We start from the raw sequence: 20,246 nt of genomic DNA on the forward strand, positions 1-20,246 counted from the left end.
ATTCTAACTTAATGAACTAGCTCGATCGCCCTTTTAGTCAACGCCTCAGCAGTCAACCCATTAAACGCCATCAACTGACCAGCACTAGCAGTAGTTTCCCCCCGCTTCCAAGCGAAAGTATCCCGCTTGCAATTGCTGCGGAGCATCACAGGTTCCAACATCCCAGAAGCACCGCCTGTCACGCCAATCAAGGCATCTCCGCCAAAGATTTCGGCAAATTTCTCATCGCTCAAAAAGCCGCCGTCAGCTTCCGAACAAGTATCCCAAGCAACATCACTAGCACGGTACAAACGCCGGGGATTCACAACAGAAACAATCCGCACTCCAATCCCTTCTGTTTCCAAAAATGCCGCCGCTTCAAACACTGGCATTAACGTCATGTCGCCGACAACTGCAAACACCACTTTCTTGCTCCCTGCTTGATTGTGGGGAGCTTGCGGGGAATCGACTTCGTGCAGCACTATTGCACCGTCTTGCAAACCTTGGCGAGTCTGTTCAAAAGTAGTGCGAATTGGCAGTGGCGACTTGCTTGCAGTAATCACAACTCCCTTATTTTTAGCAGTCAAAGCCCACTCGTAACAAGCTTGAATGCTGTTAGCATCCGGTGGAAACAAAGGAAACACATTTCCGTTCCGCATCATCGCCGCAAAATAAGCCTCAATTTCCGGCCGCTGGTGCGTCCAACCGTTACGGCCTTGTTCCAATGCACCCGCTGTAAATAAGGTGACAGTTGCCGGAGTTGGACGGCGCAATTCTGCCATTGCTTGGGTTACAGTTTGCCAAATTGGTAAACCGTTGATGGCAAAAGATTCGTAGGAACACCACAAACTCCGCGCTCCGAATAGCGATAAACCTACGGCTAAACCAGCGCAAGCATCTTCGCTCAAAGGTTCGTAAACTTGACCGTTTGGCGATTGATTGTACAGGTCATCTGTCGTCGGGTGAATAATCTTAAGAGCTTGGTTGATATTGGCAATTGCCGATGCTTCATTGCCGTCAGCATTAGTGACAACAAAAGTACGATCGCGCTCGCCAACTTTCCCCACCAAAACCCCCATTGCTGTTGTCGAAATCTTCGCTTCTCCCCCAACTGCAAATTCTTCTAAAGGCAATTCGCCTAAATCTGCCAGCGGCAATGTAAACTCAGTAACAACTGTTTTCGCCGCCGGCCCGCCGCCCGCACGCTCGCAATTTGTCCGCACCAACTCCCAAGCAGCAGCAGTCAAAGCGCGCTCTTTTAAAGCACTGATAATGTGCGGAGCATCCAGCGTATCTTTCGGATAAAGGTTGTGAGATTTTGCTCCGCGCGCGTGGACGCCGGCACCTTTCAACTGTTTGATAATAAACACAGTTAATTTGCCGCCGAGAGCAGATTTTGCCGCTTTGTCAACTCCTTGTAAAACAGCTTTGGTAAATGCCATGCGCTGTTCGAGCGAAAAAGCAGTGCTGTCAACATAATCTTCCGGTTGATTTTTATCGTCAAATTCCTTAGCATCAACTAAGATAACTTCTTCAAAACCGTTGCCTTGCCAATAAGCAATCATTTCAGCATTAGTTTTAGTCGAAACCATGCTGTGATGTTCCTGAGAATATCCGTTCCAAACCAACACAGGCAAAAAGTTAGTAACGCTGGGATAAGCAGTGTGGAAATGCCCCATGCTGCTCATCGGATAGGGTTCGCCCATGCCGCCGTCGCCTATTGTGAAAGCAAACAATTTTTCGCGGTGCAAAAGCGCTCCAGCCATTGCGAAATGCTGCCCTTGTCCGAGGGGGCCGGCTGGTGCTAAAAGGCCGGGAATGAAACCGGAAAGGTGTCCTAACAAACCGTCTTTTTCTCGGAATTTATCGCGCACTTGCTGCACGTTAACAATTCCCATATCCTCTAAAGATCGATCGAGAAACATGGCACTGTAAAAGCCGGGCGCGTGATGGCCGACTTCGGTGACAATGTTCTTGTGTCCGAGCATTACGAGCGCTGCGTAAGCCTCAGCTTGGCTAGCAAAACCCCCCGGATGTCCCGATGCCTTGCTGGCGGTGACTTGCAGTGTCAGGTAGCGCAGGGCGTCTGCTGCGAGCATGGTTTGAAAGACGGCTGCGGGATCGGCAGGATCTGCGATCGACTTGCTCCCCTCGGCGATCGCAGGTGCTTTTCCATAAGTCTCAAAACCAGGGACTGTTTCAGAAAAATATTGAATGCCTTCGCAAAAAGCGGGCGTTGTTGACGTTGCCTGCGGAGTAGTTGCTGTCATGCTTGATACCGGAAAAATTTGAATTGGATTAATGTAAGAGTAATTTTATAGCTTCCGCGTTCCAAAAAATCATGAGTTCTATTATGTCAATGATAAATAAGTAAAATCTCTCAATTTTTAAGCTAATAAGTAGTTGTTTGAGAAGCCCGACTTTTTGTATAAGTCGGGCTTCTGTGTTTACCCATTACTAATCCATCTCAAATCCCAAATCTAAAATTGTTCCAGCCGTTCCCGGACATCGATATAAAGCGCAGTACCGCTTTCAGAAAGAGAAGGCACAGCCTTTTGATTCCCCAGCCAAACAAAAAAACTGCTAAGTGCAGGAGTCGGATCTTGATCGCCGCGCAGCGTGTAGATCAAACCTTCGCAAGGCCCATTAACGCGGCTTGTAGTGCAAATCGCTTTCTGGTTATTTACAATACCCACCGTGACATAATTTAGCTGTTTATTTCGGTTATAATTTTCAAGACGCTGAGTCACTTGTTGGCAGCGAGTTAGAGGATCGTAGCCCGAACTAGAAAAGAAATTAGAATTCCAGCGAATCCAAGGCTCCCTGAACCCTTGCGGATTTTGATACACAGTCACCGGCTCGCCCGTCGAGGTATCGCACACAAATCCTCCATAACTAAGACTCGGCTGGTTTTGACCAGAGGCGGTGCTGATTGAAAGATTGCTGAGAATATCAAATCCGTTACGCTTATTTTGTGATAGCAACTCCCTAAAAGCATCGATCGGGATTGCCGCGTTCAACCCCGTTTTTATCTCCTCAATCTGACCGTTCCACGGACTCCTAATTGTGCCAACAGTATCCCCCTGGCCGTGAATTCCTACCACCCTGCCATCAGCATCAAATACAGGCCCGCCGCTCATCCCGCGCCTGGTTACAGCTTGGTAGCGCAGACGATACCCCGATGAGGCGGTCCCCAAGCGAGAAGAGATGATACCAGCAGTAAACTCAAGTTTTCGTTCAAATCCCGAAATTGGCAGCGGATAGCCAGAAACGTAAATAGCAGAACCAACAACAGCACGTTCTGACTGGCCCATTGGTGCTACTGGATACTGTTCTCGGCTCTGAAACTGTATCAAAGCCAAGTCTATATCCCTGTCATTTTTCGGTAGTCGCTGTATTCTAATCGCAGCATAGTCCTTCTCCAAATGAGTGCGAATGCTGTATTTTTGAGCGAGGCTTGCCACTACATGATTAGCTGTCAGAACAGTGTAAATATTACCCTGTTTGGCAATAATTACTCCCGATCCACTAGCAAAAAAACCCAGCGTATTGTTGACTTCCACAGTTGTCAAGGTCGCTAGCTGGGCAATTTCTTCGGCTGTTTTGGCACAGGCAGCATATTGTTGGCTGACAACCGCCGTCACTGTTAATGCACCTGTCAAGATGATTGTTAGCGCGTCAAACCGCAAACTCCACACATTCATCGATAACTCCCTAGATAAGACGAGGCGAACTGCAAGTATATACCGAGCGGAATTCCCCAACTGGATTTAAGCATTTTCTTCCATAATTCCGCTATTAATTCATATCAAATCCGGGTACATCGGAATGATATAGAGGAAACGGCACTGACGTTTCCCTACAATTAATCGCGGTAGGGAAACGGCACTGCCGTGTCGAAAGCTGTGGGTAATATTAATTTCGATGCTACCGAATTTGATATCACTTCCATCTTCAAAAGCATAGACGCCAAAATTTGGATCTCGATACTTGCCCCTACCGTTAATCCCAACCAAGAAACATTTGGCATTAAAAATCGGGCTGCCACTCATGCCGATTTTAACCTCATTTGTATAGCCCAAGCTATAACCTTGAAGCAAAGATTTGGGTAGCAGCACCGAAACGAAGCCCGCGTCAGCGCCCAAGCCCCAACCTCAGCAACCCTAGGAGACTGCCAGCACGGGATCTGACACAGCTCCTGACTCGCTGAATGGTGCTATTTTATACTCGATCGCGCTGGGAAACTGAACGATCGCCAGATCGATATCGCCCAGCCGCCTCAGAACTCCTAGCAGTGGGTGGAGGAGACCGTCGTCGGTGACCATTGTCCGATCGCCACAACCTACCAGTTAGTCAGCACTCTATAGGTGTTGCCCTGCTGTGGGACGATAGTCCCCGAACCCAAAGATTTCCCCGTCTGGATGCGTACCGCTGTTTAACGCGCCAAGTTTTCCACATCCACCCTTGGAATTGGTGACGAAATGGAAAATTTTTCCATCTTTAAGGCAGTCCCGACGGCGGGGAAAAAGGGGGCAGTTGCGCCTCATCATCGATTTTTTCCCCTAGCTTTTCCCTGACATCAATGTAAGGAATTTTACTGGTTTCATCAAAAGACGGCATCCCGACATATCCTTGGCGCCAAGCCAACAAATTATACAAAGAGCCGATCGGGTCTTGGCCGGGTCTGAGGGTATAAATCAAATTTTGACACAACCCATTGACTTGATTCGCCGTGCATATGACGTTCTGGCCGTTCATCTGGCCCGCAGTAATATACTTGAGCACCCGTTGGCGACGATAGGTTTCGAGGCGTTGACTCACTAATTGACACCGAGTTGCCGGATCGTAGCCAGAACCGGAGAAATAATCGGAAGTCCACTCAATCCAAGGCTCTACGGCACCTTGAGGGTTTTTGTACACCGTCACCGGCGCACCGGTCGATGTGCTGCACCAAAATCCACTTTCCCCCGGTGCTCGCCGACTGTAACTCGGTTGAGAAGCAACCGTCAAGCCGCTGAGGGCGATGGCTGTTGCCGCCAAAACTTTTGTCAATAATTGCTGTTGCATGATTTTTTCATTCTTGTTTATGAGATTCGGGACAAAAATCACCGAATGCTGCGATAACACCCTTGACGCGCCTGTTCGTTACAAATCCGCTGAGTTGGGAATGATGTGATTCGCGACTTAACCAGAAATCAGTTTTTTTTACGAAAACACTTCGTTACAGCCCTTATGCCTGGTTAAACAACCCGGTTTCTTTGCTCTTGATGCGTAAGTTTTGATATTGTTCGCGACTTGCGCATTTCCTCTAACCGCGCTCTCGGCGCTGTTCAAAAAGCTCTCCGAATGCGAGCGTAAAATGCGCGCGCCAGTCTGAATTCTGTCCTCATTACTACTAATCAAACTCAGGCTTTTACCAACCGGAAAGAGGCTTTTCACCTCAGACCTTGGAATAGGTCGAGTTACAACGGTACATCACACCACTGACAAGGTATTTGATATCACTTACGAGCTGGATCGCGAGCTTGATCTGCTGAGACAGGTACACTGCTTGGTTACACCCTTGAGGGGTTAAACCCCTTCTTATCTGATATAACACTAAAATCAAGGTATTAACAAGAACTCTTAACTTGTTTTCATCTCCGTACTGCGGGAAATACTTCTAAGTGAGTGTAATCAGGGACTAAGTGCTTTCTACCACCCAAATTCACCCTCCATACACTGACGTTTAGTAAAGTATTAAAAACTATGAACTGTATCTGCAAACAGTTAGGATATTTAGGCGTTTGGTTAATTTTGATAGGCGGTAGCAGTTGTTCTAGCTCAGATGCAGCTACCTCAACCGAAAACCAGAGCAAACTCTCAGAAAGCGCCCGTCAGTTCCAACACCTACAGCTAACGAGAAATCAAATTGAGGCTCTATCAAGTCAATTAACGCAGCCTTCTAACTCTGTTGCCTCAGTTTTAGGCATTGCTGCCCTCTCAGAAAATACTGCCACCGTTACGGTTTATAAGGTAGATAATTTGTGTCAAACTCTGAAGCCGGAAACAGTTACAGGCCCAGAGAACCAATTAATGTCATCGGCGGTTAATGAAGTGTTAAAACAGCAGATTTTCGATAGTCTTGGTTTGGCTGGTTATCGCCTCAAGATCGATCGCGACCTCGGAATAGCTACCGTGGATCTGCGAGCCTCCGGAAATTCGCGGCAGAAATTGCAAAATCTGTCCAGTTGTCAGATGTTAGGTTTGTTCGGGGGCGTGCGCCAAACTTTAACCAGTTATGCTCCTTGGCAAATCAAAACTGTTCGTTTTACAGAGCTTGGAGAGGATATTTTAAGCACCGTTCGAGAATAAGCTATTAAAATTATTGGAGATGGGACTTACGCAATTCTCCCCTTAAAAACAAGGGTTGGGAGGGATTGAACCAACCTTCAAACCCTTTGAGATTTGTTGATACTGCTAAGTCCTGTGACCCAAACCCCGGTAACTCCTATGACACTACCTAACGGCCCCAAAGCTCCACCCCTTGTGCAGCTAATTCAATGGATCGGCGATCCCCTGACATTCATGGATAAATGTGCCAAACAATACGGCGACATTTTCACAGCTCAAGTGAACAACGGGAAACCATTGGTTATGATCCACCACCCGCAAGCTGTCCAGGAGATGCTCAACAGCAGCGCGTTTCACGCTCCAGGCCGCCTGAATAGTATTCTCAAAGCGCTCGTGGGAGAACAATCCATGTTTCTCCTCTCAGGAGAAAGGCACAAACGCGAGCGCCAATTATTGATGCCACCCTTTCACGGGGAACGGATGCGGAATTACGGCCAACTAATTTGCGATATTGCTCAAGATGTTGCCAGCAAATGGTCGGTCGATCGACCTTTTGTGGCCCGCAACGCGATGCAGGAAGTCACCATGCGGATAATCTTGCAAGCTGTCTTCGGGCTCGATGACGGGCCGCGATTGGAAGAGCTTAGGCCCCTACTTGCCTCAGTCCTCGATATGACCAACTCTCCCCTGCGATCGAGTATGCTGTTTTTCGGCTGGATGCAGCAAGATTGGGGCTCTTGGAGTCCTTGGGGACGCATGAAACAGCGGCAGCGGAAAGTTGACGCACTGATCGACGCGGAAATTGAAGAACGCAGACAGCAACCAGACGCCAACCGCACCGACATTCTCAGCTTAATGATGGCCGCGCGCGACGAAAACGGGCAACCAATGACCAATGAAGAATTGCGCGACGAGTTGATGACGCTGCTGGTGGCAGGCCACGAAACCACAGCAACGGCCCTAGCTTGGGCATTTTACTGGATTCACAGTTTGCCCTCGGTGCGCCAGAAGTTACTGCAAGAATTGGACAGTTTGGGGGAAAATCCCGACCCGATGGAGATTTTCCGCTTACCTTACCTGAGTGCAATTTGTCAGGAGACCCTGCGAATTTACCCCGTGGCAATGCTGACGTTTTCGCGAGAAGTTCTCAGGCCCGTGGAACTGATGGGACATCGACTCGAACCGGGGACGGTTGTCATCGGCTCGATTTATTTGACCCACAGACGGGAGGATTTGTATCCAGAACCGCTGCAATTTAAACCGGAACGGTTTTTGGAGAGGCAATTCTCGCCTTATGAGTATTTGCCCTTTGGAGGCGGCAGCCGCCGCTGTATCGGCTTGGCGCTGGCGCAGTTGGAGATGAAACTGGTGCTGGCAACCATTTTGCGGGATTTCGACCTAGTATTGGCCGAGAAAAAGCCCGTACAGGCCAAACGCCGAGGGGTGACTTTAGGGCCTGCCGGCGGCGTGCGGATGGCCCTGCTGGGGCGGCGGATACCGCAGCAGAAGCCTGAACCTGTTGGTAGTGGGGTTTAAAGTCGCGGCGGTTGCAGAGGACGATCGAACTTTCAGCTTCGAGTGCAAACAATTTAGGGAGAATGTGCGATCGTCGGCAAATGCCACCATTTTTTGTAGCACCCGCTACAGATAAATAGCTAGAATCCTTAACCTGTAACCATCGCCCCCTCTCAATTTTCAAATTTTCAGTCTAAAATAGTTGCAGCCTTGCAAACACAGCCTGAAAGCAAAAGTGGGTGATTGCAATAGTCCTCTTGATATTTCAAAAGCCTGCCTGCCATACTTTAAAAACATATGCATACCCTGTTATTCAGCAAGGTCGGAAGCGTGTTGGCATTGCCAGCAATCTTTCGGCCTCTTTATTTTTTGGGCTACTTGAGGCATTGGGGACAAGATGTAGAAGGCAAGGCAAAAGTATAAATTCTCCCCCTTTCCTCGTCTCCCCCTGTCCCCTATCTAGAGCTTCTGCCTCTAATTCCAATAGAATCCGACAGCAAGTTTAAGGAATCACTAAGGAATAATTAATGACTTGTTAAATTATCTCCTTCTGTCCTTCTCTCAATCTTCTGTTTTCAGAAATTCCGATACCGAGACAGACTTCGGAAGACTCTCCATATCTTGAATTTCGCTTTCGTGGGCAAAGAACTCGACTTCTTTGTCATCAATCTGGATCTGATAGCTAGCGGTAGCTGTCACAACCCGTCGCTTTTTTTTATCTTCTATTAAAACCCAACACACGACAGGTCTTACCCATCTCTCAACGTGCTGGCTTTGCTTCGTACTCCCAAAGGCATACCAGCCTTTAGCTTCAATAATTTGAAGCACTTTAAAATCGTTATTTGCCATATATTTCTATCGCATTAACTTCAGTATTCTTCTTAGATAGAACTGCTAGCTTGCTAAGCAGGGCAAAGGTTTGGCAATTCCAAGCCGCACTAGATAACCTGATTTTTAGTCAAGAGAAGCGGGTTGACAAGGCATTGTCTGCGTTGTTGCCTGCTAAATGTAGTGCGAGCTTTTTGTACTCTCCCACAATTACTGTCAAGTATCTATACGGCATCCTCAAAAATTATTCTTGCATTAGCCTCAACAGCAGCCAACTAGACCTTAGCTCGCTGCATCTAACTGGATGCCAACAGCTTCTAACGCCTGGTTGTGAGAGCGATCGGCATACAATCTTGTTAAGACTTTTTGCTGCAATCAACTCTCATCTTTACCCGCTGGGGTAAAACTTAACTAGAGGTTGCCGCTTTCAATTCTAAGCCTCGGCGCGCCTAATTCCTAATTAATTGTATGGTGTAGTTGATAATTGCCAAACCGTCGATCGCACTCAACAGCCGTGTCTAACTCTTCGATTACCATCACCGTTAAACTTTTCGCCGCCTTCGGTGAAGCCTACGGCGTTTCGGAACTTACATTACAACTTCCTCCCGAAACCCCAGTGTCTCAAGTGCTCGAAAGCTCGATCGCCCAATATCCTCAATTAGAACAATGGCGCGATCGCACCCGCTTCGGCCTCAACCTGGAATTCGTCTCCCCCGACACCATCCTCCAAGACGGCGACGAAGTTGTACTCATCCCCCCCGTCAGCGGCGGCTAGGCTAAGTTGGTTAATCAAAAATTCGAGGTTTTGTAGTTGTGTTCGATCGCACGACTGCCCAATTGTGATCCCAAAAAAGATTTATTAAGTTTTGTAACAATTCTGTCGGCAAATCATCCTTGAGCTCGATCGGGCTCGCGTGCGGGCTTGACAATCTGGATTCCCAGCCCGATCCTGAAAACAAGTCAAATCCTTGTGGGGTCGGCGTCCCGTCCGCCCAAATATCTAAGTTAAATACACCGCTGTTTAACTCAAAAGTAACTGAAGATTAATCCCGACTAAAAAAATCGGGTATGGTTGACGGGCTAAATTGACCGTGCTAATCTTGCACAAGACTAAGAAAACATCGCAAAACTAGAGAGTTGAGCTATGACCCAGGCGACCAGAACCCAATCCACAGCAGCAACCTTCACAGCCCTCAAATGTAAAGAATGCGGTGAAGAGTACGAACTCCAAGCCAAGCACGTCTGCGATTGCTGTTTTGGCCCGCTTGAAGTCAAGTACGACTACGACGCCATCCGCCGCACCGTCACTCGCCAAACCATCGAAGCCGGCCCCAACTCGATCTGGCGCTACCGCGCATTTTTACCAGTCGCTACAGATAACGTCATCGATGTCGGCACCGGCATGACTCCTCTATTAAAATCCCACCGCTTGGCGCGCCGCCTCGGTCTAAAAAATCTTTATATTAAAAACGATGCTGTCAATATGCCCACTCTCAGCTTTAAAGACAGAGTGGTGTCAGTGGCCCTCAGCAGAGCCAGAGAATTGGGTTTCACAACAGTATCCTGCGCCAGCACCGGTAATTTAGCTAACTCTACGGCTGCGATCGCCGCCCACGCCGGACTCGACTGCGTAGTCTTCATTCCCTCCGACTTAGAAGCAGGCAAAGTCCTCGGCACTCTGATTTACAATCCAACTGTCATGGCAGTTCACGGCAACTACGACCAAGTTAACCGTCTCTGTTGCGAAGTCGCCAATACACATGGCTGGGGGTTTGTCAATATCAACTTGCGTCCCTACTATTCCGAAGGCTCAAAAACCCTCGGCTACGAAGTTGCCGAACAGCTAGGCTGGCAATTGCCCGATCACATCGTCGCTCCCCTCGCTTCCGGCTCTTTGTTCACAAAAATTTACAAAGGTTTTCAAGAATTCACCGAAGTCGGTTTAGTCGATGAAAAGAAAGTCCGATTCAGCGGTGCCCAAGCTGACGGCTGTTCACCCATCGCCCAAGCCTTCCGCGAAGGTCGCGATTTCGTTAAACCGGTGAAACCGAATACAATTGCTAAGTCGATCGCGATCGGCAATCCAGCCGACGGTATGTACGCCTTGGAAATCGCCCGCAAAACCAACGGCAACATTGAATCTGTCAGCGACACCGAAATCATCGAAGGCATGAAACTGCTAGCAGAAACTGAAGGCATATTCACAGAAACGGCAGGCGGCACGACCATCGCAGTCTTGAAGAAACTCGTAGAAGCAGGTAAAATCAATCCCGATGAAACCACCGTCGCTTACATCACCGGCAACGGTTTGAAAACGCAAGAAGCAGTTCAAGGCTACATCGGCGAACCCATTACCCTCGAACCGAAACTAGAAGCCTTCGAGCGCGCCCTAGAACGCGCCCGCACGCTCGAACGTTTAGAATGGCAACAAGTTTCGGTTTAACAGCTATTAGTCAGTAGTGGGCAGTCATGAGTCATTAGTCATTAGTTGTTAAGCTGTGGACTGATGACAACTGACTGCTTACTGATGACTAATGACTGAGGACTAATAACTAATAAATGACTACTGACTAAGGACTAAAAAAATGACCGTCAAAGTTTTAATTCCCACTCCCCTGCAAAAATTTACCAACAATCAAGCCACCATCGAATGCGCCGGCGATAACATTTCCGAACTAATTGAATCGCTGGAAACAAATTGTCCCGGCATCAAAAAAAGCCTGTGCGACGAAAAGGGAGAACCCCGCAGATTTCTCAACTTCTACGTCAACAGCGAAGACATCCGCTTTTTGGATGGCTCAAAAACAGCCCTCCAAGATGGCGATGAAGTCAGCATTGTTCCTGCTGTTGCTGGTGGCTGATTAATTTTTAACCGCCGATTGAGGCAGACGAACGCAAATGAACGCAGATAGTTATTTAAATCTATCTGCGTTCATTTGCGTTTTATGAAATCAAATCTAGGTTTGTAGTAGCGCTTCAGTACCCAAGCGCTACTACAAACCTAAAACTTATTTCTTTGTTCGCAGTGGATCAGAGAATTATCGCACTAGGAAGCTGCCCTTGCGGCAGTCCGGGGACGGCGCCGGCCAGTCACCTGATTGGCAGGAGATGGCAAGGATGGCGATGCCGATGATGGCGATGGCGATGATGGCGAGGATAATAGCTTAGGTGCTTCCAGGGAACCGGAAGATACTGCTACCTTTTCCGATCGCACTGCTTCTTCTGGAATTTGCATCAGGAATACCAGCAGTGGATTGCTTTGCAGTTCCCGGCGCATTACCCGCTGAATTGCTTTTTCTATTTGGGTTTGCACTCCTACCCAGTCAATGTCAACTTGCGAGTCAGCAGTGGCGGGTTTGACAAATTCTGACCAGCGATCGCTCAAAACTGTTTCAATGGTTTGAGTGATTAATCCGATCACCTCCGCGCGATCGGCTGATGTCACTACACCTTTCAAGTGAACTTCTGGTTTGGCAACTAATTTGCCTTCCCAATTCAAAGCCGCCGCTACAGTTACAACGCCATCTCCGGCTAACTGCTGACGTTCCTTGAGGACGCTAGCTTTGACAACGCCCGATCGAGAAGCATCTACCAATTCAATTCCTGAAGGCACTTGACCAGCGACTCGCATTGAATTTTCGGTCAACTCTACGACATCGCCGTTATCAATAACCACCATATTGCTAGCGGGAATGCCCATGCTTTGAGCCGTCTTGGAGTGCTGGATCAACATCCGGTGTTCCCCGTGTACTGGCAAGAAGAACTTGGGACGAGTCATGTTAATCATTAACTTTTGGTCTTCTTGACAACCGTGACCGGAAACGTGAATGCCTTTGTCGCGGCCGTAAACCACGTGTGCTCCCAGCATCATCAGTTTATCGATCGTGTTTACCACTGCGATCGTATTTCCCGGAATCGGGTTAGCGGAGAAAATGACAGTATCGCCCTTTCTGATTTTCAGTTCGTGATGTTCGCCGTTAGCAATGCGAGTCATCGCCGCCATCGGTTCGCCTTGGGAACCTGTAGTTAAAATCAGTACCTTGTCTTCAGCCAAATTGCGAATTTCTTTCAGCGGTTTGAAAATACTATCTTCGCATTTGATGTAGCCGAGATTGCGGCAGTGAGCGATGACGTTAAGCATCGACCGGCCAACCACTCCGACATACCGATTGTTTTTCTTAGCCAAGTCCAAAACAATTTGCAATCGGTGTACCGACGAAGCAAAAGTCGTCAGCATTACTCGTCCCGGTGCTTGAGCGATAATTCTGTCTAAATTCGGCGCCACAGAACTTTCCGAAGCGGTAAAACCGGGAACTTCCGAGTTAGTAGAATCGCTGATCAAGCACAGCACGCCTTTCTCGCCGTACTCCGCTAGCTTTTGCAAATCAAAATGCTCGCCGTCTACAGGAGTGTGGTCAATTTTAAAGTCTCCGGTGTGGATCACAATTCCCACGGGAGTGTGAATGGCCACCGTAAAACTGTCGGCCATCGAGTGAGTGTTGCGGATGTATTCGACTAAGAAATGCTTGCCAATTCTTACCGTATCCCGCGGTCGAACGGTCCTCAATTCTGTGCGGTGAGACACTCCGGCTTCTTCCAATTTTCCGGCTAGCAAAGCCATCGCCAAACGGGGGCCGTAGATGACCGGAATTTCAAATTGTTTGAGGTGATAAGGGATGCCGCCTATGTGGTCTTCGTGACCGTGTGTCACGATCATACCTTTAATTTTGTGGCTGTTTTCCCGCAGGTAAGTCATGTCTGGAAGGACAATATTTACCCCGTGCATTCCATCTGTCGGGAACGCTAAACCGGCATCTAAAAGAATGATTTCGTCGCCGTACTCGAACACACAAGTGTTTTTACCGATTTCGTGCAGTCCGCCGAGGGGAATAACTTTTAGAGCAGATGCAGTTGTATTTTTGATCATGCGTATCCTTTGTTAGTTATTTTTGTTATTGGTCTGTGGTCTGTGGTCTGTGGTCTTTCGTCTTTCGTCTACTGTTCGTTGGTAGGGCGATATTTTTCCAAATATTTATGGAAAAATCCCTGGCGGGTTTTACTCTCCCGTACAGTCAGTTGTCTTGCGCCTTCATTCTTCTATCTTCAGTCTTTAATCCTTGACTGTTAGCTACTTACTAACACTTAATTACTAATGACTGATGACTCTGAACTAATGACTGATAACAACCAATATTCAGTTGTCTGAAAACTCGTTCTCGCTCGTCTAGCTAGCTGATACTGCTGCTAGCTGACTCAGTACGTCCTTTAACTTTTGAGTTACCTCAACGGGCGGATCGCACAGGGGCGGACGGGTGGAGCCTACATCCCAGCCTTGAAGTTTAAGAGCTGTCTTGACGGGAATGGGATTTGTGGTGAGAAAAAGAGCTTTAAACAGGTCAAAAAGTTGCAAGTGAATCTGGGTAGCGACTTGAACTTGACCGGCCTCGAAAGCTTTGATCATCTGTTGCAGTTGCTCTCCTACCAGATGGCTGGCTACGCTAACTACACCAGATCCTCCTACCGCCAACATTGGCAAAGTTAGGGAATCATCTCCAGAATAGATGGCAAATTCAGGGGATGTCAAGCAACGAATTTGACTTGCTTGATCCAAGTTGCCACTTGCTTCTTTTACGGCCACAATGTTGGGGATTTGGGCCAATCGAGCCACCGTCTCCGGCAACATATTCTGACCAGTGCGACCGGGGATGTTATATAACATTATAGGCAATTCTGGAGCAGATTGCGCGATCGCCCGAAAATGATTATATAAACCTTCTTGCGGCGGCTTGTTGTAATAAGGAACCACCTGCAAACAGCCGTCTAACCCGAGTTTAGCTGCTTTTTGGGTAGCTGCTACTGCTTCTGAAGTAGAATTCGATCCGGCTCCTGCGATTACCAACGCCTTACCGGCCACCGCCTTTTGTACCACCTGAAATAATTCGTACTCTTCATCCCAGGTCATAGTGGGAGACTCGCCAGTAGTGCCGCACACTACCAAGCTATCTGTACCGCGATCGGCTAAATGAACTGCCAATTGTTCTGCTACCGCATAGTTAACGGTGCCGTCTTCCTTAAACGGCGTAATCATTGCAGTCAGAACCCGTCCAAACTTTACCACACTTTCTCCGATTTTAGACTGTTGATTTTTGATTTTAAATTTTTGATTTCAGATGAAAGGTTTATCTAAAATCCCCAATTTCAATTTCCTAATTGCCAGGGTTCCCGCTAATTAGAAGCCACCGCCGCTGGGGTTCGCAACAAATCTTTTTGGGCCAGCAACTCAGCTATCTGCACCGCATTTAAAGCCGCCCCTTTGCGAATTTGATCGCCCGACAGCCACATCTCCAACCCGCAGGGGTGAGAAATATCTTGGCGAATCCTGCCAACTAACACGTCATCCTTACCGCTGGCCTCTGCAGGCATCGGGAAATAATTAGCTTGCCAGTCTTCTACCAGCTTAACCCCGCTTGCCTGCTTTAAGATTTCTCTGGCCTCGCTCGCGCTAAAAGGCTCTGCAAACTCTAGATTAATCGCTTCCGAATGAGCGCGCAGTACGGGAACCCGCACACAAGTTGCCGTAATTTTAATCTCGTCCGTACCAAATATCTTCCGAGTTTCGTTTACCATTTTCATCTCTTCTTCACAATACCCCAAATCGTTAATCGGGGTGTTGTGCGGAAACAAATTAAATGCTAAGGGGTAGGGAAATATATCTGTTTTGGGCGTTTCCCCCTGCAAAATTGCTCTTGCTTGAGCTTTCATTTCCTCCATTGCCCTCGCCCCTGCCCCGCTGGCAGATTGGTAAGTCGCTACAACGATGCGCTGTACCGGCCTAACTTTGTGAAGTGGCCAAACGGCAACTGCCATCAAAATAGTCGTGCAGTTGGGATTAGCAATTATACCTCGGTGAGCTCCTGCCGCTTGGGGATTGACTTCGGGAACCACTAGCGGTACGGTCGCATCCATGCGGAAAGCGCTAGAATTGTCAATAACCACGGCTCCGGCTGCCACCGCTTGCGGAGCCCATAACTTAGAAGTAGAGCCGCCTGCCGAAGCCAGCACCAGGTCTACATTATCAAAAGATCGCGCCGACACGGCTTCGACCGGCAGCATCTCGCCGCCAAAAGGCAAGGTAGTGCCTGCTGAACGTTCCGAAGCCAGCAGCTTCAAGTTAGAAATCGGAAAACTCCGGCTGTGCAATAGTTCTAGCAACTCGGCACCGACAGCGCCGGTAGCTCCTAAAATGGCAACTCGATAAGATTGAGACAAATTAGTTTCCTCCACAAATTAAAGTCTAAACATCGAAATCAAAAATTTAAATAACTGCAATTCTCAATATCAAACTTAATTAATGTTATGCCAGATCGGGAGCATGAGAGGATAGCAATGGTGCAGTTAACCTAAAAGGGCGATCTAACTTCCCGATCGATCCGGGCGATCGTACCCAATGCCAGTTTAGCATCTTTTGCCGTTAGCGAAGCCCTCGAAGATGATCGCCCCGCGCCAATCCGCATCGTTCTGGCAGCAGGCGCATCCGTTGACTTTGACGGGCTGTCCAAGACATTGACATCTGAGGGCGATATATGCTATGGTGCATCGGCGATTAGTGGACTTAACCTCCACTTTCCTAGCAGCAAAAGCTAGTATCCTCACACTAAAACTATTTGGCAAAAGCCCAAAAAGTAGCCGATCAGGACTTACAGTCTCATCCGGTAGAGGTGTTTGTAGTTGTGCCGTTACGAGTCAAAGCGTACAAACTTAAAATGCAGGCAAAGTCAGATTTGTATGTATTTTATTACACTATTGTTAAATATCAAAAAAGCCGATGAAAGTAACCCAGGAAAAACTTCCAGCTAGCCAAATTGGTCTGGAAATCGAAGTACCGTCAGAAAAGTCAAAACAAGCTTACGAGCAAGTAATTAAACAATTTGCTCGCGAGGTTAATATTCCTGGGTTCCGCAAAGGCAAAGTTCCCCGTCAAGTTTTGCTACAGCGCCTAGGCCAGACTCGTTTGAAGGCGACGGCTTTGGAAAATTTGATTAATGATTCCCTGCAAAAAGCCCTCGAACAAGAAAAAATTGTTGCTATTGGCAGTTTTGAACTTCGCACTGAGTTTGAAGAATTATTAGCTAAGTTCGATCCTGAACAGCCTCTGATTTTTTCGGCAAAGGTTGACGTACAACCCGAAGTGAAAATGGGTCAGTACACAGGTTTGCAGCTTCAAGCAGAAGAAGCTAAGTATGATGAGGCTCAGGTAGATGAGGTACTGGCAAAATATCGATCGGACAAAGCTACTTTAATCCCCGTAGAAGGCCGGCCGGCTCAGTTGGGAGACATGGCTTTGGTTGATTTCTCCGGTAGATTTGCCGAAGCACCTGAAGGCGAAACTCCCGCAGAAATTCCCGGTGGTCAAGCAGAAGACTTCCAAGTAGAATTATCGGAAAATCAGTTTGTACCGGGCTTTATCCAAGGCATGATCGGGATGAATCCGGGAGAAACTAGAGAAGTTTCTGTGCAGTTCCCAGATGAGTATAGCAGTGAAGAACTAGCAGGAAAACCGGCAGTGTTTACGATTACTCTCAAAGAACTTAAGGAAAAAGAATTGCCGGAGCTGGATGACGACTTCGCCCAAGAAGTCAGCGAGTTTGAAACTTTAGCAGAACTACGCGAATCGCTCGAAACTAGGTTTAAAGCAGACCAAGAAAACAAGACATCAGCTAATAAGGAAAAAGCTATATCAGCAGCACTCGCGCAGTTAATAGAAGTGGAAATTCCCGAAACAATGCTCGATCGCGAAATCGATTATTTGTTGAATCAACAAGCCGTCCAATTGAAAAATTACGGCATAGATATCAACCAACTGTTTACTGAAGAAAATATGGGCCCGATGCGGGAACGCTCGCGCCCGGAAGCAATCGATCGGCTCAAGCAGACTCTAGCTCTGGCAGAAGTAGCTAAGCTGGAATCTTTATCTGTGGAAGACGCAGAAGTAGCAGCAGAAGTAGCAAAAATCAGAAAGCAGTTTCCCAAAGGAGATTTTGACCCCCAAAGGTTGCAGGAATTTGTGAGGGAAGACTTGCTCAAACAAAAAACCCTGAAATGGTTGGAAGAAAAAGGGACAATCGAACTCGTACCTGAAGGCTCTCTGACTCCCGCAGCAGAATCAGAAGAATCAGATGCTGGAGATTCAGCAGAAGCAGCCACGAGCGTCGAAGTGGAAGTCGTAGGCGAAGAATAGAACTTAATGTGTTCAAATGTCCTAATTGGGGGCATGAAATCAACCGTGATTTTAACGGCGCACCTGCTCCTTAACTACAAGGTCCGGGTGCGCCTCGATCCTTACTAAAAGCTCGGGGTGTCCACTAGAAGCAGCGATGATGTGCAAGTGAGTATTTTAACTCATTCACCCCGCGAGCCTTGCGAGTCGCTACAGCGTTGCGCCCAGCGCAGAAAGCAATTTCAGAACTCAAAACTCCCATTCCCCCGATATCCGTTCAGAAGAGGCATAATAGTTAAAAGCTGGCGGCTTAATTTGAAGCTTTCATCAGCAGCAAATTGTCTAGAATCCTTGACTGGTGTCTTATGGTTGTATCTCAATCTTCCAATTACTTAATTACAAGCTATAACGATTTTGATGTCAGTTCCAGCCCCAGCAATGTAGTGCCGATGGTACTAGAACAGTCGGGGATGGGCGAGCGGGCATTTGACATTTACTCGCGCTTGCTGCGGGAGCGAATTGTGTTTTTAGGAACTCCCGTAACCGACGAAGTTGCTGACTCAATAGTGGCTCAGCTATTGTATCTAGATGCCGAAGACCCAGAAAAAGATGTCCAAATGTACATTAATTCCCCCGGCGGCTCGGTGACGGCCGGCATGGCAATTTATGACACAATGCAGCAAATCCGCCCGGATGTGGTGACGATTTGTTACGGTTTGGCAGCGAGTATGGGCGCATTTCTACTGACAGCAGGAGCCCACGGTAAGCGGATGTCTCTTCCGAGTTCCCGAATTATGATTCACCAGCCGCTTGGAGGCGCTCAAGGTCAAGCAGTTGATATTGAGATTCAAGCCAAAGAAATCCTTTATCATAAGCGTAAGCTGAATCAACTGCTAGCGCACCACACAGGTCAACCGATCGAGAAATTAGAGGCTGATACAGAGCGCGACTTTTTTATGTCAGCCGAGGAAGCCAAAAATTACGGTTTGGTCGATCGAGTTATCGCTAAAGAAAACCTTCCGGCGGCGGGAGAGAATGTCACTGCACTGAATTAAGAGGCTGTTATGTCTAAGTACGACTCCCATCTAAAATGTTCGTTTTGTGGCAAGTCTCAAGAGCAAGTACGCAAGTTGATCGCAGGGCCCGGGGTGTATATCTGCGACGAATGCGTTGACTTGTGCAATGAAATTTTAGATGAGGAGTTGTTTGATTCGAGTGCAGTGCCGGCAGCGGCGGTGGCCCCGAAGCAGGAAACGACGCAAAAGCGCCGCGCTACTTCGGGCAAAAGTATGTCGCTGAGCCAAATTCCCAAGCCGAGGGAAATTAAAAATTACCTAGACGAAAATGCGATCGGGCAAAATGACGCCAAAAAGGTGCTCTCGGTGGCTGTTTACAACCACTACAAGCGCCTGAGCTTTATCCATGCCAAAAATAGTGGCAAGCACCCGCCGGAAGAAGTAGAACTGCAAAAATCGAATATTTTGTTAATCGGGCCGACGGGCTGCGGCAAAACTCTGCTGGCTCAGACTTTGGCGGATATGCTGGATGTGCCGTTTGCGGTGGCTGACGCGACGACGCTGACGGAAGCGGGCTATGTCGGGGAAGATGTGGAAAATATTTTGCTGCGGCTGCTGCAAGTGGCAGATATGGATGTGGAAGAGGCGCAGCGCGGAATTATTTATATTGATGAAATTGACAAAATAGCCCGCAAGAGCGAAAATCCTTCGATTACGCGGGATGTGTCTGGGGAAGGCGTGCAGCAGGCGCTGCTGAAAATGCTGGAGGGGACGATCGCCAATGTACCTCCCCAAGGCGGTCGCAAGCATCCCTACCAAGACTGCATCCAAATTGATACCAGCAATATCATGTTTATCTGCGGCGGTGCTTTTGTCGGTCTAGAGAAAGTGATAGAGCAGAGAACGGGTAAAAAGTCAATGGGTTTTATTCAGCCCGGAGAAGCTCAGCCGAAGGAAAAGCGGGCTGCCGACGTTCTCAAGCAACTGGAACCGGATGATTTGGTGAAGTTTGGGATGATTCCTGAGTTTATTGGGCGCGTACCGGTGGCGGCGGTGTTAGAGCCGCTGGACGAGGAAACGCTGATGGCGATTTTGACTGAGCCGCGCAATGCTTTGGTTAAGCAGTATCAAAAGCTGCTGAAGATGGATAACGTGCAGTTGGACTTTAAGCCGGATGCGATTCGGGCGATCGCCCAGGAAGCATACCGCCGCAAAACAGGAGCGCGGGCGCTGCGGGGAATAGTCGAAGAATTGATGTTGGATGTGATGTACGAGTTGCCGTCGCGCAAGGATGTTGCCCGGTGTACGATTACTAAGGAAATGGTCGAGAAGCGATCGACCGCCGAGCTGTTGGTACT

General features: G+C 48.1%; 19 protein-coding genes. 9 read left to right on the forward strand and 10 right to left on the reverse strand.

Annotated features, from left to right (window positions below):
- Positions 1 to 8: 8 nt before the first annotated feature.
- From QUA38_RS16795 to QUA38_RS16815, 5 genes are all read right to left on the reverse strand, one after another.
- On the reverse strand, positions 9 to 2,249 hold the full coding sequence (locus QUA38_RS16795; protein ID WP_333163574.1) for a phosphoketolase: 2,241 nt from the start codon (positions 2,247 to 2,249) through the stop codon (positions 9 to 11).
- A 210-nt stretch (positions 2,250 to 2,459) separates the two neighbouring features.
- Positions 2,460 to 3,683 carry a COP23 domain-containing protein gene (locus QUA38_RS16800; protein WP_333163576.1) on the reverse strand — a complete coding sequence of 408 codons (1,224 nt, stop codon included), beginning with the start codon at positions 3,681 to 3,683 and terminating at the stop codon, positions 2,460 to 2,462.
- A gap of 99 nt (positions 3,684 to 3,782) precedes the next feature.
- Complete coding sequence (locus tag QUA38_RS16805; protein WP_333163578.1) at positions 3,783 to 4,124, reverse strand: hypothetical protein; 342 nt, start codon at positions 4,122 to 4,124, stop codon at positions 3,783 to 3,785.
- Positions 4,125 to 4,142: 18 nt separating this feature from the next.
- Positions 4,143 to 4,304 (reverse strand): hypothetical protein, encoded by a 162-nt coding sequence (locus QUA38_RS16810; protein ID WP_333163580.1) that lies wholly within the window; start codon positions 4,302 to 4,304, stop codon positions 4,143 to 4,145.
- A gap of 175 nt (positions 4,305 to 4,479) precedes the next feature.
- Positions 4,480 to 5,046, reverse strand: coding sequence for a COP23 domain-containing protein (locus QUA38_RS16815; protein ID WP_333163582.1), 567 nt, complete (start codon positions 5,044 to 5,046; stop codon positions 4,480 to 4,482).
- Between the two features lie 681 nt (positions 5,047 to 5,727).
- Here QUA38_RS16815 and QUA38_RS16820 point away from each other — a divergent pair.
- Positions 5,728 to 6,333: a hypothetical protein gene (locus QUA38_RS16820; protein WP_333163585.1), complete on the forward strand. Its 606-nt coding sequence runs from the start codon at positions 5,728 to 5,730 to the stop codon at positions 6,331 to 6,333.
- A 138-nt stretch (positions 6,334 to 6,471) separates the two neighbouring features.
- Positions 6,472 to 7,848, forward strand: coding sequence for a cytochrome P450 (locus QUA38_RS16825; protein WP_333163587.1), 1,377 nt, complete (start codon positions 6,472 to 6,474; stop codon positions 7,846 to 7,848).
- A gap of 540 nt (positions 7,849 to 8,388) precedes the next feature.
- Here the strand turns inward: QUA38_RS16825 and QUA38_RS16830 are convergent.
- Positions 8,389 to 8,676, reverse strand: coding sequence for a hypothetical protein (locus QUA38_RS16830; protein WP_333054766.1), 288 nt, complete (start codon positions 8,674 to 8,676; stop codon positions 8,389 to 8,391).
- Between QUA38_RS16830 and QUA38_RS16835 the strand changes: the two genes are divergently transcribed.
- From QUA38_RS16835 to QUA38_RS16850, 4 genes are all read left to right on the forward strand, one after another.
- Positions 8,670 to 9,059 carry a hypothetical protein gene (locus QUA38_RS16835; protein ID WP_333163589.1) on the forward strand — a complete coding sequence of 130 codons (390 nt, stop codon included), beginning with the start codon at positions 8,670 to 8,672 and terminating at the stop codon, positions 9,057 to 9,059. The genes QUA38_RS16830 and QUA38_RS16835 overlap by 7 nt on opposite strands.
- Before the next feature lie 110 nt (positions 9,060 to 9,169).
- Positions 9,170 to 9,430: a MoaD/ThiS family protein gene (locus QUA38_RS16840; RefSeq protein ID WP_333163590.1), complete on the forward strand. Its 261-nt coding sequence runs from the start codon at positions 9,170 to 9,172 to the stop codon at positions 9,428 to 9,430.
- A gap of 369 nt (positions 9,431 to 9,799) precedes the next feature.
- The gene (gene thrC / locus QUA38_RS16845) at positions 9,800 to 11,098 is read left to right on the forward strand and encodes a threonine synthase (RefSeq protein ID WP_333163592.1); all 1,299 of its coding nucleotides are present in this window, start codon (positions 9,800 to 9,802) and stop codon (positions 11,096 to 11,098) included.
- 142 nt (positions 11,099 to 11,240) lie between these two features.
- Complete coding sequence (locus QUA38_RS16850) at positions 11,241 to 11,516, forward strand: MoaD/ThiS family protein (RefSeq protein WP_006632924.1); 276 nt, start codon at positions 11,241 to 11,243, stop codon at positions 11,514 to 11,516.
- Positions 11,517 to 11,701: 185 nt separating this feature from the next.
- Here QUA38_RS16850 and QUA38_RS16855 read toward each other — a convergent pair whose 3' ends face one another.
- The 4 genes from QUA38_RS16855 to QUA38_RS16870 all read right to left on the reverse strand — a co-directional run bounded on the left by QUA38_RS16855 (position 11,702) and on the right by QUA38_RS16870 (position 16,214).
- The gene (locus QUA38_RS16855; RefSeq protein WP_333163594.1) at positions 11,702 to 13,582 is read right to left on the reverse strand and encodes a ribonuclease J; all 1,881 of its coding nucleotides are present in this window, start codon (positions 13,580 to 13,582) and stop codon (positions 11,702 to 11,704) included.
- Positions 13,583 to 13,879: 297 nt separating this feature from the next.
- A complete protein-coding gene (dapA, locus tag QUA38_RS16860; protein WP_333163596.1) occupies positions 13,880 to 14,773 on the reverse strand; it encodes a 4-hydroxy-tetrahydrodipicolinate synthase in 894 nt (297 codons plus the stop codon).
- 107 nt (positions 14,774 to 14,880) lie between these two features.
- Complete coding sequence (locus QUA38_RS16865; protein ID WP_333163598.1) at positions 14,881 to 15,924, reverse strand: aspartate-semialdehyde dehydrogenase; 1,044 nt, start codon at positions 15,922 to 15,924, stop codon at positions 14,881 to 14,883.
- Positions 15,925 to 16,055: 131 nt separating this feature from the next.
- Complete coding sequence (locus QUA38_RS16870) at positions 16,056 to 16,214, reverse strand: hypothetical protein (protein ID WP_333163601.1); 159 nt, start codon at positions 16,212 to 16,214, stop codon at positions 16,056 to 16,058.
- A 266-nt stretch (positions 16,215 to 16,480) separates the two neighbouring features.
- On the opposite strand from QUA38_RS16870, the gene tig reads away from it, so the two are divergent.
- The 3 genes from tig to clpX all read left to right on the forward strand — a co-directional run.
- Complete coding sequence (tig, locus tag QUA38_RS16875) at positions 16,481 to 17,893, forward strand: trigger factor (RefSeq protein WP_333163604.1); 1,413 nt, start codon at positions 16,481 to 16,483, stop codon at positions 17,891 to 17,893.
- Positions 17,894 to 18,237: 344 nt separating this feature from the next.
- Positions 18,238 to 18,927 carry an ATP-dependent Clp endopeptidase proteolytic subunit ClpP gene (gene clpP, locus QUA38_RS16880; protein ID WP_015179195.1) on the forward strand — a complete coding sequence of 230 codons (690 nt, stop codon included), beginning with the start codon at positions 18,238 to 18,240 and terminating at the stop codon, positions 18,925 to 18,927.
- 9 nt (positions 18,928 to 18,936) lie between these two features.
- Positions 18,937 to 20,246, forward strand: a 1,310-nt coding sequence (gene clpX, locus QUA38_RS16885; RefSeq protein ID WP_333163606.1) for an ATP-dependent protease ATP-binding subunit ClpX, incomplete at its 3' end; no start/stop codon positions are given.

The sequence above is a fragment of the Microcoleus sp. Pol12B4 genome (assembly GCF_036701385.1).
GTDB lineage: Bacteria > Cyanobacteriota > Cyanobacteriia > Cyanobacteriales > Microcoleaceae > Microcoleus.

What these genes read in the sequence shown, in the direction of transcription:
- QUA38_RS16830 (WP_333054766.1), bottom strand. Translation starts at nt 8,676, where the DNA reads ATGGCAAATAACGATTTTAAAGTGCTTCAAATTATTGAAGCTAAAGGC.
- QUA38_RS16820 (WP_333163585.1), top strand. Translation starts at nt 5,728, where the DNA reads ATGAACTGTATCTGCAAACAGTTAGGATATTTAGGCGTTTGGTTAATT.
- QUA38_RS16850 (WP_006632924.1), top strand. Translation starts at nt 11,241, where the DNA reads ATGACCGTCAAAGTTTTAATTCCCACTCCCCTGCAAAAATTTACCAAC.
- tig (WP_333163604.1), top strand. Translation starts at nt 16,481, where the DNA reads ATGAAAGTAACCCAGGAAAAACTTCCAGCTAGCCAAATTGGTCTGGAA.
- QUA38_RS16810 (WP_333163580.1), bottom strand. Translation starts at nt 4,304, where the DNA reads ATGGTCACCGACGACGGTCTCCTCCACCCACTGCTAGGAGTTCTGAGG.
- clpP (WP_015179195.1), top strand. Translation starts at nt 18,238, where the DNA reads ATGGTTGTATCTCAATCTTCCAATTACTTAATTACAAGCTATAACGAT.
- QUA38_RS16825 (WP_333163587.1), top strand. Translation starts at nt 6,472, where the DNA reads ATGACACTACCTAACGGCCCCAAAGCTCCACCCCTTGTGCAGCTAATT.
- QUA38_RS16855 (WP_333163594.1), bottom strand. Translation starts at nt 13,582, where the DNA reads ATGATCAAAAATACAACTGCATCTGCTCTAAAAGTTATTCCCCTCGGC.
- QUA38_RS16795 (WP_333163574.1), bottom strand. Translation starts at nt 2,249, where the DNA reads ATGACAGCAACTACTCCGCAGGCAACGTCAACAACGCCCGCTTTTTGC.
- thrC (WP_333163592.1), top strand. Translation starts at nt 9,800, where the DNA reads ATGACCCAGGCGACCAGAACCCAATCCACAGCAGCAACCTTCACAGCC.
- QUA38_RS16815 (WP_333163582.1), bottom strand. Translation starts at nt 5,046, where the DNA reads ATGCAACAGCAATTATTGACAAAAGTTTTGGCGGCAACAGCCATCGCC.
- QUA38_RS16800 (WP_333163576.1), bottom strand. Translation starts at nt 3,683, where the DNA reads ATGAATGTGTGGAGTTTGCGGTTTGACGCGCTAACAATCATCTTGACA.